The following is a 14,849-nucleotide window of genomic DNA, read 5'->3' as shown; positions in this document are numbered from 1 at the left end:
CCACTCGCCACCAGAGCAAGCTCCGTGCTGCCGTTCGACTTGCATGTGTAAGGCATGCCGCCAGCGTTCAATCTGAGCCAGGATCAAACTCTTCAGTTTAATCTCTGTTACTTTGCCGTTTTACCGGCATGGTCGAACTATTTAACTAGTTCAAACCCCTCGCATTGCGAGGTGTTTGCTCACTCAAAAAACTGACAGGCTACTTCCGAAGAAGTATCCTATTTCATTATTTCTTGTGAACATTTGATATTTTAAGTTAGACGCCAATCCTAAGATTGGCGCTGCACTTACATCAAATGCCCACACTTATCGACTGTTAATTGTTAAAGAACTGTATTCGGTACTGCTTTCGCGCTATCGACAAAGCGTTGTGTTTGTCAGCTGCGAAGAAGGAAGAGTATGAAGCGTTTGCAGCATTTCGTCAACCTTCTTTTTCACCCTGCTTTACTCGGCATTTACATGCATCGTTCAGCGAGGGGGCGAATTATAGCCGTGCCCCGCACGCCCCGCAAGGGCTAATTTGCAGTTGGGCAAATATTGCTGTGTGATATCGTAGTACTGACAATACCCAGCCTTATCCAACTTGACTCCCATGCCTATCCCACACCTCTTCCCCACCGCCGATCCCGCCCTGGCCAGCGCACTCGAACATGCCATCAATAGCAAGACCAAGCCGCTGGGCAGCCTGGGGCTACTGGAAACCCTGGCTCATCAGATCGGCCTGATCCAGCAAAGCACACAACTGGCATTGCATCAGCCCGCCATCATCGTTTTCGCGGCTGACCATGGCGTCGTCGCCGAAGGCATTTCCACCTATCCGCAAAGCGTGACGTGGCAAATGGTAGAAAACTTCCTCGGCAACGGCGCCGCCATCAATGTTTTCGCCCGCCAGAACGATTGCGCCTTATATATAGTGGACGCCGGCGTGAATCATGACTTCGGCCCGCGCGACGGCTTGCTTGACCGCAAGCAGGGCCCCGGCACCCACAACTTTGCCAAAGAACCCGCCATGAGCCAGGAGCAATGCCTAGCCGCCATGCAGGCAGGGATGGACCTGGTCGCCACCTTGGACGGCAATGTGCTGGGCTTTGGCGAAATGGGCATCGGCAACACCACCGCTGCCGCCGCGCTGATGCACAAGCTGACGCAAATACCGGTCGCCGACTGCGTGGGCGCCGGCACCGGCCTGTCAAAGGAAGGCATATTGCACAAACAGCAGGTGATCGAAGCGGCTGTCGCCCGACATGCAGCAGCCCATGAGCCACTCGACGTGCTGGCCACCTTTGGCGGCTTCGAAATCGCCATGATGGCCGGCGCCATGCTCAAAGCAGCCGAACGGCGCATGATTCTGCTGATCGATGGATTCATCGTCAGCAGCGCCCTGCTGGTGGCGGCCCGTTTGCAGCCGGCGATCCTCGATTATTGTGTGTTTTCGCACTGCTCCGACGAAAACGGTCATCGCCAGTTGCTGGCAGGCCTGGGAGCACGTCCGCTGCTGCAGCTCGATTTGCGCCTCGGTGAAGGCACGGGTTCGGCGCTGGCCTTGCCGCTGCTGCATGCGGCCGTCAACTTCATGCGCGAGATGGCGACCTTCGCCTCGGCCCAGGTCAGCGAAAAGTCCACACCAGACTAAGACCATGACCAATCCCGTTTCCGCCGCAGTCCATCAGTGCCGACTCTTCTTCATCGCGCTGCAGTTCTTCACGCGCCTGCCCATCCCCCGCTGTGTGGGTTTCGAGCCGGCCTGGCTGCAGCACGCCTCGCGCTACTTTCCGCTGGTCGGCGTGGTGGTGGCGGCCATCAGTGGCGCCGTGTATCTGCTGGCCAGCTGGCTCCTGCCCACACCAGTGGCCGTGCTGCTGGCCGTCGCCGCCGGCATCTACCTGACGGGCGCCTTTCATGAAGACGGCTTCGCCGACATGTGCGATGGCTTTGGCGGTGGAATGACGCGCGAGCGGGTACTGGAAATCATGAAGGATTCGCGCATCGGCGCATATGGCGCCATCGGCATCCTCTGCCTGCTGGCCATCAAATGCGCGGCGCTCGCTTCGCTGCCGCCTGCCACGGTGGTGGCGACATTATTCATCGCCCATCCGCTCTCGCGCCTGGCCGCCGTCTCACTGATCTGGCTCATGGACTATGCGCGCGACGAAGGCAAGGCCAAGCCGATGGCGCAAGAAATGACCGCGGCTGAATTCAGCATCGCCGCTACCGGCGGGCTGCTGCCCGTCGCCGTATGCGGCGCCCTGGGGATATTTTACTGGGCCACGCTGGTCTTTGCCGTCGTGGCGGCAGCTGCTGCCGCATTCTGGCTGGGCCGCAAATGCCAGCACCGCCTGCAAGGCTACACAGGCGACTGCCTGGGCGCCGTGCAGCAAGTGGCGGAAGTGGCGGTCTATCTGGCCATCCTGTCCAGCTTTCAGCCTCCATTGCGCTTTTACTAAGCAAGCATGCGGCTGATCCTCGTCCGCCACCCCACGCCGCAAGTCACCAGCGGCACCTGCTATGGCCGCAGCGACGTGGCGGTGGCGCCGCACGAAATGGCCACGGTGCGCGCCAGCCTGCAAGCGACTTTGCCGGCCGGTGTGCCGCTCTACGCCAGTCCGCTGCGCCGTTGCGCCGACTTGGCGACAGCCTTGGCGCAAGACTTGCCTTCCAGCGCCCTGTACTTCGACGCGCGGCTGGCGGAGATGGATTTCGGCGCCTGGGAAATGCAGCCCTGGCACGCGATTGCGCGTACGGAAATCGATGCCTGGGCGGCCGACCTGGCCTGGTACCGCCCCGGCGGAGGCGAGAATGTACTGGCGATGGCCACCCGCGTCGATGCGTTTTTAGGCGATCTGTTGCGCGAACAACACGAAACGGCCATCATCATCTGCCATGCGGGCACCATCCGCGTGCTGTCGGCATTGCAAGCCCGGCTGCCATTGGAAGAAACGGCCCTGCTGGCCGCCCATTCGGCCCACAAAATCGCCTACGGTGCGACGGTCGCCGTCGATTTCTGATATCGAATCGTCCAGCCGGCCATTTCAGTCCACGCCTGCTGCACGTATAATGGCGGGGTTTTGGTGCCCGCGCTCATGTCCATGAGCGCAGTTAAACGGGAAACACGATGCCGCGACTGCGGCGAACGTGTGCTGCCCCCGCAACGGTAAGCAAGTGTCGCCCCTCGCAACAGGAAGCGGGCGACAAGCTATCTCTGACAACCACTGTGCTTGCAATTATCGAGCATGGGAAGGTGGGATAGCCGCACTTGCCAGCCCGGATACCGGCCAGGACAGGTGGAAGTGCGGGCCTTGCCGGGTGCCGCGCCTTCCGTTGAATCTGGCTTGCGGGGACGCGAGCCGGGTGCTTTTTCCGAAGAAAACGATATCATGACTGCTCCCGTATTACACCGCCGCGCGCCGGCAATGGCGCCGCGCGCCCTGGTTTCCGCCATCTCCCTGTGCTTCATCTCCGCCGCTCCTGCTTTCGCGCAAAGCGCTGGCAAAACGCTGGACCAGATCGTCGTCACGGGCTCCCGCTTCAACAGCGACCCGGCACTGCAGCCGATCGGCGCCACCGTCATCACGGCCGATGAAATCCGCCGCGCGGGCATCAGTGATGTGAACCAGGCTATCCGCAAGATCGGAGGCGTGTATGGTCGTCAAAGCCTCACCGGCAGCCCTGACTTTACCCTCGACCTACGTGGCTTCGGTGCCACCGCCAGCCAGAACATGGTCGTGGTCCTCGACGGCGTGCGCCTGTCGGAAAATGAACTGACCGATCCAGTCTTGGCCAGCATTCCCATCGATAGCGTCGAACGCATCGAAATCACACGCGGCGGCAGCAGCGTCCTGTACGGCGACGGCGCGACGGGCGGCGTAATCAATATCGTCACCAAACGTCCAGGCAAGCAGGCTGGCCGCGGTACGGTCTTCGCCGAAGTGGGCCAACTTGGCCAGCGCGAAGTGCGCGGCTCCGTAGCCCAGACCTGGAATAACGTCACTCTCGATGCCGCTGTCGGCAAGCAGGAAACCGACAACTATCGTGATAATAACGAATACAAGCAAACCAACTTCGGCGGCGGCGCGCAATGGCAGGACAAGAACGTCCGCGCAGGTGTGCGTATCGACAGCACGCGTCAGGATTATCGCCTCGCAGGCGCTATCACAATGGCCCAGTTTGAAGCCAATCCACGCCAGACAAACGACCCCAAAAATTTCGGTTCGATTGACAGCGACCGCTACACCGCATTTGCCGAGGGTCGCCTGGGAGCAGTCGACCTTGCGGCCGAGCTATCGCATGTTGAAAAGACAGCAAAGGCCACCTATTTCTACAGCCCCGCCCCTTCCCCATCAGAGCGCAAGACCAGGCAAAACCAATTCTCGCCACGTTTGCGTCACCTTGGCCAGTTTGACGGCATGCTCAATGAGATCGTAGCCGGTGTCGATTTCATCAAATGGGACCTCAAGAACGCTTACTCTCCTGCCAAGGCGAATCAAAAATCGCAGGCATTCTATGTGCGCGATGAGCTGAAATTCGCCAGCCCGCAAAATTTCCGCATCGCCGCCGGGGTGCGCCACGAAACCTTTGACAAGGACTTCAGCGACCCTACGGCATACTCCACGACGGCCTACAACATCAAGCAAAACTTCAATGCATGGGACGTGCAGGGCAGCTTCGACGTCGTACCGCAGGTAAATCTGTACGCCAAGGCCGGCCAAAGCTATCGCGTGGCCAACGTCGATGAAAATGGCTACACCCCTATCGTCAACAAGCCATTGCAAGGCCAGACCTCGCACGACCTGGAACTGGGCGCAACCTACGACAACAGCATCGTCAAGCTCGATGCACGCGTCTTCCGCCACAAACTGACCAACGAGATCTATTTCGATCCGACGGCAGGTCAATTTGGCGGGGGCGCCAACACCAACCTGGACCCGACCAAGCACCAGGGCTTCGAACTCGATGCCAGTACGAATATCGCGGCTGACTGGCGCGTCAGCGGCCATTACCAGCACGTAAAGGCGACCTTCACCGAAGGCGTGAACTCGGGCAAGGAACTGACACTGATCCCGAAAAACACCCTGTCGGCCCGACTGTCGTGGGTGCCGAAAGATGGTCAAAGCGCGGACATCGGCGCGCAATGGGTGGATAGCCAGCGCTATGGCAGCGATTTTGCCAATACCTGCTCTGCCAAAATCCCGTCGTTCACCACCTTCGACGCCCGTTATGCACGCAAGTTCGGCGCCTGGGAAGTGGCGGTCAATGCCTTGAACCTGACCGACAAGCAGTACTTCACCAACGCTTACAGCTGCAAAGGCGGCATCTACCCTAGCAATGGCCGTCAGATGAAACTCTCGGCACGCTACGATTTCTAAATCGGTCTGGAGATGATTACAATGGCCCGTGCGCGCGATCGCATGCGGGCCATTTTTTATACGTAGCTCCCGTTCCACCTAAGGCAGTACATGCACCCATTTTTCCGCAATATGCGCCACCGCGCCACCGTGATCCTCACGGTGCTGATCGTGTGCGCCGTTGCCAGCCTGATTTTCTCCGGCATGATCGGTTCGATCGCGATTCCGCTCGCCGACCTGCCTTCCGCCCTGTTCCATATCGTGCAGGGCAAGACCGATACCCTCGCCGCCACCCTGCTCGACCTGCGCCTTGGCCGCGCGCTGACCGCGTTCGTCACCGGCGCGGCGCTGTCGCTGGCCGGCGTCATGATGCAGGCGCTGCTGCGCAATCCCCTGGCCGACCCGTATGTGCTGGGCATTTCCGCCGGCGCCTCCGTTGGCGCGCTGGCCGCGCTGCTGTTCATGTGCGCGCTGTGGGTGGTCGATGCGGCCGCCTTTGCCGGCGCAGTCGGCGTGTCCATGCTGCTGTATTTCTTTGCCCGCCGCGACTTGCGCGGTGGCACGGCGGCCGAAGGCGGCGCCTCGCTCTTGCTGCTGACAGGCGTGATCCTGGCCTCGGCCTGCATGGCCATCGTCACCCTGATGTTCTCCATCGCTCCGGAAAGCCGCTTGCGCAGCATGGTGTTCTGGATGATCGGCGACCTGTCCGGCGCGCCCGCGCGGCTGATGCCCTGGCTGGTCCTGGCTGGCGCCCTGGTCTTCGCCTTGCGCAGCGCTCGCTCGCTGAACGTCATGGCGCTGCACGCGGAAGCGGCCAGTACCCTGGGCGTGCGCGTGGGTGCCCTGCGCAAGGGACTGTTCTTCTGCTCCGGCCTGCTCACGGCCAGCGCCGTCACCAGCGCCGGCAGCGTGGGTTTTGTCGGCCTGATCGTGCCGCATGCGCTGCGCTTTGCCTGCGGCCCCGATCATCGCCTGTTGATACCGGCCGCCGCGCTGGCCGGCGGCACCTTCCTCGTGCTGGCCGATACGTTGGCGCGTACCGTGCTGGCACCCTTGCAGTTGCCCGTCGGCGTGGTCACGGCCATGATAGGTGCGCCCGTCTTCCTGTACCAACTGCACCGATTGCGCCGCACATGATACGTACTTACCAACTCGGCCTGAAGGCAGGCACGCGCTCCCTCGTGGAAAACCTCATCTGGCACATCAAGGATGGCGAATGCTGGAGCGTGATCGGCCGCAATGGCGCGGGCAAGAGCACCTTGCTGCGCACCCTGGCAGGCTTGCGCGAACCGGATGCGGGCCATGTGACAATACAGAGCCGCGCCCTGATCGACTGGCCTTTGGGCGAACTGGCACGTGAACGGGCCTTCCTGGCGCAGGCGCGCCACGATGCTTTCTCATACCGCGTCATCGAAACCGTGCTGTCGGCGCGCCATCCGTATCACGACAACCATTACTGGGAAGGCAGCGACGACCAGCGCATCGCCCTGGCGGCGCTGGCCTCGATGGAAGTGGAGCACCTGGCCGAGCGCGATGTGCGCAGCCTTTCCGGCGGCGAACGCCAGCGCGTGGCAATCGCCGCCATGCTGGCGCAGGATACGCCCTTGCTGCTGCTGGACGAACCGGCCAACGCGCTGGACCTGGCGCACCAGGTCAGCGTCATGGGTCTGCTGTCGAAACTGTGCCGCGAACAGAATAAAACCGTGGTGATGGTGGGGCATGACCTGAACCTGGCGCACAGCGTCTCGACCCATGCGCTACTGCTGATGGGCGACGGCGGCTGGCTGGCCGGTCCTGTAGCCGATGTGATGCAGGCGTCCATCCTGAGCGACTACCTGGGCCACCCGATCGAGATCATAGCCCACGGCAAACGCAAGATATTCATACCGAAAGAGGATTAAACATGAGCGACAACAAACCCGTCGATGCGGAAACCGCAGCCAATACCGCAGCTATAAACGAACGCCACCGCGTGCGCATGGAACGAAAAAAGGCCATCATCGACGCGGCCATCGCCAAAGCCGACAAGGAAATCGGCATCATCATCGTCAACACGGGCAATGGCAAGGGCAAGAGTTCGAGCGGTTTCGGCATGGCCATCCGCGCCATGGGCCACGGCATGAAGGTAGGCGTAGTGCAGTTCATCAAGGGCGCCATGTCGACGGGCGAGGAAAAATTCCTGCGCCGCTTCCCCGATGAAATCAGTTTTCATGCGATGGGCGAAGGCTACACCTGGGAAACGCAAAACCGCGAACGCGACATCGAAAAAGCCGAACTGGCATGGGAGCAGGCGAAGACCTTCCTGGCAGACCCCAGCTACGGCCTGGTGCTGTTCGACGAACTCAATATCGCCCTCAAATACAACTACCTCGACGTGCACAAGGTCATCGCCGACCTGCTGGAACGCCCGGCCATGCAGCACGTGGTCATCACGGGCCGTGGCGCGCCGGAGGAACTGATCGCCATCGCCGACACCGTCACCGAGATGGCCGTCGTCAAACATGCGTACGCGGCCGGCATCGGCGCACAAATCGGCACCGAGTGGTAACAGCGCCATGACGCGCACCCTGGTCTTCGGCGGCGCCCGTTCCGGCAAGAGCGCCTATGCGGAAAAGCTGGCCAGCGAGTCCGGCAAGGAAGTGATCTACATCGCCACCGCGCAGGCGGGCGATGCTGAGATGGCCACGCGCGTCAGGCATCACCGTGCACAGCGCCCGGCCGAGTGGACAACCCTGGAAGAACCGCTGCGCCTGGGCGACGCCATCTTGCAGCAGGCGCACCCCGGCAGGCTGCTGCTGGTCGACTGCCTGACCCTGTGGCTGACGAATCTGATGTTTTCCACCGGCGAGACGTATCCGGACGTGGGCGACATCGCCCTGCCCGAACTGTTCCACAGCGAGCGCGCGCACCTGCTGTATGCGCTGGCTGAAATCGAGGAAACCGCTTGCGACCTCGTGCTGGTATCGAACGAAGTGGGCATGGGCATCGTGCCCTACGGCGCCATCTCGCGCTGCTTCACCGATGAAGCGGGACGCCTGAACCAGGCCGTGGCGGCCGTATGCGACAGGGCCGTGTTTGTAGCCGCCGGCCTGCCGCTGTACCTGAAAGGCGGCCCATGCTGAGCGGCTTGTCGCTGCCCATGCTGGCCGCCTTGATGGCGGTTGGCGTGCTGCTCGACCTGATCCTGGGAGAGACGCGCCGCTGGCATCCGCTGGTGGGCTTTGGCCGCCTCGCCAGCGCGCTCGAACACCTGCTGAACCGGGGCCGCGGACGTTTCCTGCGCGGCGCGCTGGCGTGGTCGCTGGCCGTGCTGCCCATCAGCTATGCCGCCTACTGGCTGTGCGGCCTGGCGGGTGCCGCCCTCCACGTCTTCCTGCTCTATCTATGTCTGGGCCTGCGCAGCCTGCGCGACCACAATCAACCGATCGCCGATGCCCTGGCCATCGATGACCTGGACAACGCGCGCCTGCTGACAGCGCGCATCGTCAGCCGCGACACGGCCAACGCCGACGCGGCCAGCCTGGCCAAGGCCAGCACGGAGTCCTTGCTGGAAAACGGCAACGACGCCGTCTTCGGCACCCTGTTCTGGTTTGCCGTGGCGGGCGGCCCCGGCGCCGTGCTCTTCCGCCTGGCGAATACGCTCGACGCCATGTGGGGCTACCGCAACGAGCGCTACGACTGGTTCGGTTGCTGCGCCGCCCGCATCGACGATATCCTCAATTACCTGCCGGCGCGCCTGACTGCCCTGTCCTATGTCTTGCTGGGCAAGTCCATGGCGGACAAGAAGCGCGCCTGGCATTGCTGGCGCAGCCAGGCCCCCAGCTGGGGCAGCCCGAACGCGGGGCCCGTGATGGCCAGCGGCGCCGGTGCCTTGGGCCTGGCCCTCGGTGGCGACGCCATCTACGACGGCGAGCTGGAACACCGCCCGCCGCTGGGCGCCGGCCGTCCCGCCGAAGCGCGCGATATCGACCGCGCCTGGCGCTTGGTGGCCGAAACGGCCGTGCTGTGGCTGATCTGGGTGGCGCTGCTGGCCGGGCTGTACTACCTGCGGGGGAAATACCTTGCTTGAACATGGCGGCAACCTGCGCGACGCCGCGCGCGAATATGGCCGGCCTCTGGAAGACTGGATCGACCTGTCGACGGGCATCAACCCGCACTGGTATGCAGCGCCAGCGCCTGGCGCCAACGCCTGGCACCGGCTGCCGGAAGCCGATCCCGCGCTGGCCGCTGCCGCCTGCGCGTATTACGACGCGCCAGCCATGCTGCCGGTTGCAGGCACGCAGGCTGCCATCCAGGCCCTGCCCCGGCTGCGCGCGCCCTCGCGCGTGGTGGTGGCCGCACCGTCGTATGCGGAACATGCGCACCACTGGGGCCAGCACGGCCACCAGTTGCGGCAAGTGCCATATGCGTTGCTGGCCGATGCCGTCGACCACTGCGACGTGCTGGTCGTCTGCAATCCGAACAATCCCACGGGCGAACGCATCGCGCCCGAGATATTGCTGGAGTGGGCAGGCGAGCTGGCCGCGCGCGGCGGCTGGCTGGTGGTCGATGAAGCGTTTGGCGACACGGAAATGCAAGCCAGCCTGGGTGCGCATACGCATCGACCAGGCCTGATCGTGCTGCGCTCCGTCGGCAAATTCTTTGGCCTGGCGGGATTGCGTCTGGGCTTTGTCGCCGCCCATCCCGCGCTGCTGGCCCAGCTGGCCGACATGCTGGGCCCGTGGACCGTCAGCGGCCCGGCGCAGCAAGTGGCGCTGGCCGCCTTGAGCGATACGCACTGGCAGGAGGCGATGCGCGAGCGTCTGCGCGGCGAAGGCGCACGCCTGCGCCAGTTATTGGCCGCGCACGGCATCGCCAGCAGCGGCACGGCGCTGTTCCAGTGGTGGCCGGAAGCGCGCGCCGCCGCCTTCTGGCAGCACATGGCAGTATCAGGCATCTGGGTGCGCCTGTTCCGCCACGCGGCCCACGGCATCCGCCTGGGCCTGCCCCCCGACGAACACGCCTGGCTGCGCCTGCAGCAGACCCTCACAACATGGAAGCACACATGAACCACTTGAAAACCACACTGCTGCTGGCCGGACTGATCTCGCTGCAGGCGCATGCCGCCATCACCGTGCGCGACGACGACGGCAATACCGTCACCGTGGAAAAACCGGCGCAGCGTATCCTCGCGCTGGCGCCGCATGTGACGGAGCTGCTGTTCGCGGCCGGTGGCGGCGACAGGATCGCTGGTGTCGTCAGCTATAGCGACTACCCGGAAGCGGCAAAGAAGATCACGCAAGTGGGCGACAACCGCCAGTACGACATAGAGCGCATCATCGCCATGAAGCCGGACCTGATCGTCGTGTGGATGCATGGCAGCGCCGAGCGCCAGATCGCCATGCTGCGCCAGCTGAAGGTGCCCATCTATCACAGCGAGCCGCGCAAACTGGCCGATATCCCCGACAGCATGGAGCGCCTGGGCAAGCTGATGGGCACGGAAAAAGTCGCCAAACCTGCCGCCGCCCAGCTGCGTGCCAAACTGGCCAGCTTGACAGCGCAATATGCGCAACGTCCGCCCGTGCGCGTGTTTTACCAGGTGTGGGATAAACCCTTGTACACCTTGAGCGGCGCGAGCATCATCAGCGACTCCATGCGTGTCTGCGGCGGCCAAAATGTGTTTGCCGCGATGAAGGTCGTGGCGCCCGTCGTCACGCCGGAAGGCGTGCTGCAGGAAGACCCGGAAGTCATTTTCGGCACCAGCGAGAAAAGCGATCCACGCAGCGAAGGCGGCCTGTCCATGTGGCGCGCCTTCCCGTCGATGACGGCCGTGCGCCTGAATAATCTGTTCCGCCTGAATGGAGACCTGCTGAACCGCGCCGGCCCGCGCATGATCGAAGGCACGGCCGCCATGTGCGAACAGCTGGAGGCGGCCCGCCAGCGCCGCACCAGCAAGGCGGCGCCATGAGTCACTACCAGCGCATCGCCTGTTTGTCGACGGAAGCCGTGGAGACACTGTACGCGCTGGGCGCGCAAGACGTCATCGCGGGCATCTCCGGCTTTACCGTGCGCCCGCCCCGCGCGCGCGCGGAAAAAACCAAGATCAGCGGCTTTTCGTCCGCTGACCTGGCACGCATCCTGGCCGTCCAGCCCGACCTCGTGATCGGCTTTTGCGACATGCAGGCCGATATCTGCCGCGACCTGGTCAAGGCCGGCATCGAAGTGCACCAGTTCAACCAGCGCACGGTGGACGGCATCCTGCGCATGATCGCCGTGCTGGCCGCGCTGGTGCAGCGCGAGGAAGCGGGCAAAGTGCTGATCGCCAGCCTGCGCGCGGACATCGCCGCCGCCCGGGCCCGCGCCGCGTCCTGGACGCGCAAGCCCGTGATTTACTTTGAAGAGTGGAACGATCCCCTGATGAGCGGCATCGGCTGGGCGGCGGAATTGATCGAAATCGCCGGCGGCACGGACGCCTTCCCGGAATTGTCCGCGCAGCCGGGCGCGAAAGAGCGCATCATCGCCGATCCACAGGATGTGGTGCGGCGCGCGCCCGACATCATCATTGCCACCTGGTGCGGCAAGAAGTTCCAGCCGGCACAGCTGATGGCACGCCCGGGCTGGGATGCAATTCCTGCCGTACGCAATGACATGCTGTTCGAAATCAAGTCGCCCGACATTCTTTCTCCCGGTCCGGCCGCCATCACGGAAGGCTTGCGCCAGCTCAGCGACATCATCGCGCGGTGGCAACATCAGCAGGAGCGGCCGGCATGAACAGCCCCTTCCCCGCCCTGATGGTGCAGGGCACGACGTCCGACGCGGGCAAGAGCACCATCGTCGCGGCCCTGTGCCGCTTGTTGAAGCGCCGTGGCGTAACGGTGGCGCCATTCAAGCCGCAAAACATGGCCTTGAATAGCGCGGTGACGAGCGACGGCGGCGAGATCGGCCGCGCGCAAGCCCTGCAGGCGCTGGCCTGTGGCATCGCGCCGCACACGGACATGAATCCGGTGCTGTTGAAGCCATCATCGAACACGGGTGCGCAAGTGATCATCCATGGCAAGGTGCGCGCCGAGATGGATGCGCGCGACTACCAGCAATACAAGACCATCGCCATGGGCGCCGTGCTGGAGTCGTACGCGCGACTGCGCCAGCAGTACGACGCCGTCGTCGTCGAAGGCGCGGGCAGCCCCGCCGAAGTCAACCTGCGCGCGCGCGACATCGCCAACATGGGCTTTGCCGAAGCCGTCGACTGCCCCGTGATCCTGGTGGCCGACATCGACCGGGGCGGCGTCTTCGCGCACATCCTCGGCACCCTGGCCTGCCTGTCCGATAGCGAACGGGCGCGCATTCTCGGCTTTGTCATCAACCGCTTCCGCGGCGACATCTCGCTGCTTCAACCCGGCATCGAGTGGCTGGAACAGCAGACGGGTAAACCCGTGCTGGCCGTGCTGCCCTACCTTCAAGGCCTGTTCCTCGACGCGGAAGATGCTGTGGTAACCATGCAGGCCGAACGCGGCGCCTTCAAGGTAGTGGTGCCGCAACTGCCGCGCATCAGCAACCACACGGATCTCGACGCGCTGCGCGCCCACACCGATATCGACCTGCAATTCGTCCAGCAGGGGCAACCGATTCCGTCGGCCGACCTGGTGATCCTGCCCGGCAGCAAAAACACGCGCGGCGACCTGGCCTGGCTGCAGCAGCAAGGCTGGCCCGCCTATCTGGCCAAGCACCTGCGCTACGGCGGCAAGGTGCTTGGCATTTGCGGCGGATTCCAGATGCTGGGGCAAAGCGTATGCGATCCGCTGGGCGTGGAAGGCGCGACGGGAGAGTCAAAAGCGCTGGGATTGCTGGACATGGTGACGGAACTGACAAGCGACAAGCGGCTGGAACAGGTGCGCGGCCACTGCGCGTTTGCCGGCGCGGCCGATGCGCCCGTGGCAGGCTATGAAATCCACATGGGCGTCTCGCATGGCGCGGCGCTGGCGCAGCCGGCCTTTGTCATCGATGGGCGCACGGAAGGAGCCGTGTCGGACGACGGACAAATCCTGGGCAGCTATTTGCACGGCATGTTCGACACGCCCGCCGCGTGTTCGGCGCTGCTGCGCTGGGCGGGGCTGGAATCGGGCCACACGGTGGACACCGCGGCCCTGCGCGAGGCCAGCCTGGAGCGCATCGCCGATGCAGCCATACCGCTGCTGGCAGCGCTCGACGCACTCCCGCGCTAGGCGCTATTTTTTCAAACACGTCGTCAGGAAGGACCGGTCGGTCGAGAACTGCACCGCCATGCTCGACGAGACGGGCATGAACATCGAATAATCGGCCTGCACGTCGGCTGGATCCTTCAGTACGGCGATACCATCGAAATCAACGGCTTGGGCGCCGGTGCCAAGTTTGTTCAAGGTCACGTTTTCCGCGTGCACCTTGCCATTGCCGTTATTCGTGACAGTGGCCACATTAGCGGCGATATCGATCTTGCCCGTCGTGCCTCCCTGCGCCGCACAGGCATAGCCGCCGTTGATTTCCGTGCCGATCTTCTGCTGTTTGGCGGCGACGATGGTGCCCACGCGCATGACGTTTTCCTGGTTGCGGCTGTAGCGGTCGATGAACAGCGCCAGCCCCCGGTCCCCGGCGTGCACGTGCACGATGCCGAAGTCCTGGCCACCCTGGCGGGCGACGAGCAAGCCGGTCTTCGCATCCTTGACCAGCGTCAGGCTGGCGTTTTCCGCTTCCAGCTGCGGCGATACCGCAGAGCACACGCCTTGCGCATTGAACACGCCGCCATTGCACAATTGGGCCGCTCCGTCGGCAGCGATCTTGAGACTGCCCTTCGGATTGAAACGGTCAGCGCCGTTCGATGCATTGCGCATGGCACCCAGGAAAATATAGCTGCCGGCCAGCTTGGTCACGTCACCCACCGCATAGCCGGTGCCGCTGACGGTCGAGACCATGTTGCCCAATTTGATATTGCCGGACAGAAGACGCGTGCGCGCATCGACGGTGACGTTGAAATCCGCTGCCGTGTAGGTGGTGAGATTGCCGGTGCTGGAAGCGGTAAACGTGCCGCTGCGGTCGCTCAAGCCGAACTGCGTCGACAGCACGCGGATGGCATAGGTTTTCTTCGCGCTGTCGAACGTGATGCGCCAGGTGTCGCCGACATCGGCGGCCACGTCATACACGCTTTCATCGGCGCTGGCGCCCGCAATGACGTTCAGGCCAGCTTCCTTGGCTACGGCTTCCGATGCCACCGTCACGCTATCGGCGGGAACGACGGGAGGCGTGACCACGACGGGCGGCGTGACGGGTGCTTCCGGCGTGCCGCCGTCACTGCCGCCGCCGCATGCGGACAAGGCGGCGCCCAGGACAAGGAAGGTAAGTGCATTTTTCATGGAGTGTGACTTTCGGGAAAAGAGCAGGCCGGAGCTGCCAGAAAACACATGCTAGCCTTGCCCGCAATCTATTGCCATGGAACAAATGTTCCATGGACGATGCCCCCGGCACGCTGCCAGAATGGACGGCGCGGGCGGCACGCCT

General features: G+C 63.4%; 14 protein-coding genes, 1 rRNA gene and 1 riboswitch. Of the genes, 13 read left to right on the top strand and 2 right to left on the bottom strand.

Annotation, left to right across the window (positions count from 1 at the left end; translation table 11 throughout):
* Nucleotides 1–99: ribosomal RNA gene (locus ACQ4WY_RS24425) — 16S ribosomal RNA — on the bottom strand; the annotation flags it as partial.
* A 493-nt stretch (nucleotides 100–592) separates the two neighbouring features.
* Here ACQ4WY_RS24425 and cobT point away from each other — a divergent pair.
* The 13 genes from cobT (at nucleotide 593) to ACQ4WY_RS24360 (ending at nucleotide 13,543) form a co-directional block, all read left to right on the top strand.
* Nucleotides 593–1,633 carry a nicotinate-nucleotide--dimethylbenzimidazole phosphoribosyltransferase gene (gene cobT, locus ACQ4WY_RS24420; protein WP_436506292.1) on the top strand — a complete coding sequence of 347 codons (1,041 nt, stop codon included), beginning with the start codon at nucleotides 593–595 and terminating at the stop codon, nucleotides 1,631–1,633.
* Nucleotides 1,634–1,637: 4 nt separating this feature from the next.
* Nucleotides 1,638–2,444 carry an adenosylcobinamide-GDP ribazoletransferase gene (locus tag ACQ4WY_RS24415; RefSeq protein WP_436506291.1) on the top strand — a complete coding sequence of 269 codons (807 nt, stop codon included), beginning with the start codon at nucleotides 1,638–1,640 and terminating at the stop codon, nucleotides 2,442–2,444.
* Nucleotides 2,445–2,450: 6 nt separating this feature from the next.
* Nucleotides 2,451–3,005 (top strand): histidine phosphatase family protein, encoded by a 555-nt coding sequence (locus ACQ4WY_RS24410; RefSeq protein ID WP_436506290.1) that lies wholly within the window; start codon nucleotides 2,451–2,453, stop codon nucleotides 3,003–3,005.
* Between the two features lie 44 nt (nucleotides 3,006–3,049).
* Nucleotides 3,050–3,291, top strand: a riboswitch (cobalamin riboswitch).
* Between the two features lie 83 nt (nucleotides 3,292–3,374).
* Complete coding sequence (locus ACQ4WY_RS24405) at nucleotides 3,375–5,363, top strand: TonB-dependent receptor (protein ID WP_436506289.1); 1,989 nt, start codon at nucleotides 3,375–3,377, stop codon at nucleotides 5,361–5,363.
* Between the two features lie 90 nt (nucleotides 5,364–5,453).
* The gene (locus ACQ4WY_RS24400; RefSeq protein ID WP_436506288.1) at nucleotides 5,454–6,479 is read left to right on the top strand and encodes a FecCD family ABC transporter permease; all 1,026 of its coding nucleotides are present in this window, start codon (nucleotides 5,454–5,456) and stop codon (nucleotides 6,477–6,479) included.
* On the top strand, nucleotides 6,476–7,243 hold the full coding sequence (locus ACQ4WY_RS24395; protein WP_436506286.1) for an ABC transporter ATP-binding protein: 768 nt from the start codon (nucleotides 6,476–6,478) through the stop codon (nucleotides 7,241–7,243). Before ACQ4WY_RS24400 ends, ACQ4WY_RS24395 begins: the two co-directional genes overlap by 4 nt.
* Nucleotides 7,244–7,245: 2 nt before the next feature.
* Nucleotides 7,246–7,890: a cob(I)yrinic acid a,c-diamide adenosyltransferase gene (gene cobO, locus ACQ4WY_RS24390; protein WP_436506285.1), complete on the top strand. Its 645-nt coding sequence runs from the start codon at nucleotides 7,246–7,248 to the stop codon at nucleotides 7,888–7,890.
* Nucleotides 7,891–7,897: 7 nt separating this feature from the next.
* Entirely contained in the window at nucleotides 7,898–8,464 is a 567-nt protein-coding gene (gene cobU, locus ACQ4WY_RS24385) for a bifunctional adenosylcobinamide kinase/adenosylcobinamide-phosphate guanylyltransferase (RefSeq protein ID WP_436506284.1), read from the top strand.
* Complete coding sequence (cbiB, locus tag ACQ4WY_RS24380) at nucleotides 8,458–9,411, top strand: adenosylcobinamide-phosphate synthase CbiB (protein WP_436506283.1); 954 nt, start codon at nucleotides 8,458–8,460, stop codon at nucleotides 9,409–9,411. Before cobU ends, cbiB begins: the two co-directional genes overlap by 7 nt.
* Nucleotides 9,404–10,390, top strand: a complete 987-nt coding sequence (cobD, locus tag ACQ4WY_RS24375; RefSeq protein ID WP_436506282.1) for a threonine-phosphate decarboxylase CobD — start codon at nucleotides 9,404–9,406, stop codon at nucleotides 10,388–10,390. The genes cbiB and cobD overlap by 8 nt, the downstream gene beginning before the upstream one ends.
* Nucleotides 10,387–11,289: a cobalamin-binding protein gene (locus tag ACQ4WY_RS24370; protein ID WP_436506281.1), complete on the top strand. Its 903-nt coding sequence runs from the start codon at nucleotides 10,387–10,389 to the stop codon at nucleotides 11,287–11,289. The genes cobD and ACQ4WY_RS24370 overlap by 4 nt, the downstream gene beginning before the upstream one ends.
* Nucleotides 11,286–12,092 (top strand): ABC transporter substrate-binding protein, encoded by an 807-nt coding sequence (locus ACQ4WY_RS24365; RefSeq protein ID WP_436506280.1) that lies wholly within the window; start codon nucleotides 11,286–11,288, stop codon nucleotides 12,090–12,092. Before ACQ4WY_RS24370 ends, ACQ4WY_RS24365 begins: the two co-directional genes overlap by 4 nt.
* Complete coding sequence (locus ACQ4WY_RS24360; RefSeq protein ID WP_436506278.1) at nucleotides 12,089–13,543, top strand: cobyric acid synthase; 1,455 nt, start codon at nucleotides 12,089–12,091, stop codon at nucleotides 13,541–13,543. Before ACQ4WY_RS24365 ends, ACQ4WY_RS24360 begins: the two co-directional genes overlap by 4 nt.
* A gap of 3 nt (nucleotides 13,544–13,546) precedes the next feature.
* Here ACQ4WY_RS24360 and ACQ4WY_RS24355 read toward each other — a convergent pair whose 3' ends face one another.
* Nucleotides 13,547–14,704 carry a hypothetical protein gene (locus ACQ4WY_RS24355; protein ID WP_436506277.1) on the bottom strand — a complete coding sequence of 386 codons (1,158 nt, stop codon included), beginning with the start codon at nucleotides 14,702–14,704 and terminating at the stop codon, nucleotides 13,547–13,549.
* Nucleotides 14,705–14,849: the final 145 nt, after the last annotated feature.

Source organism: Janthinobacterium salmonicoloratum (genome assembly GCF_051380845.1).
GTDB classification, from domain to species: domain Bacteria; phylum Pseudomonadota; class Gammaproteobacteria; order Burkholderiales; family Burkholderiaceae_D; genus Janthinobacterium; species Janthinobacterium lividum_F.
Note: the sequence above shows the minus strand (reverse complement) of the source record. Positions and strands in the feature narration are given on the sequence as shown.